This window comes from Lentilactobacillus hilgardii DSM 20176 = ATCC 8290 (genome assembly GCF_000159315.1).
GTDB classification, from domain to species: domain Bacteria; phylum Bacillota; class Bacilli; order Lactobacillales; family Lactobacillaceae; genus Lentilactobacillus; species Lentilactobacillus hilgardii.
Map to the genome: position 1 here is coordinate 1 of NZ_GG670031.1, position 243 is coordinate 243.

Genomic DNA, 243 nt, shown 5'->3' on the forward strand with positions numbered 1-243 from the left:
GTTTTAGCAACATCCATGCCGAAACACGCCTCGGTAAAAGAGCGGTGGAGGTTTTTGGCTTCATGAAGACTGGCAACACCCTCATATAACGAAAAGTGGGGGATTTTGATGGTGCTCATAAGTCGATGATAAACCTGTCTGTCATAAGGCGGCTTTTCAGCTTGGTCGTCGTTGAAGAAAGAAACGATCGTGGCACCGTCTGCTGACTCCAAAACAAAGTAAGTCGTGATCTTTTTATCCGTT

Annotated in this window: 1 pseudogene; it reads right to left on the reverse strand. The window is 45.7% G+C overall.

The features are described from left to right. A pseudogene (locus HMPREF0519_RS12775) lies at positions 1-243 on the reverse strand (PucR family transcriptional regulator); the annotation flags it as partial.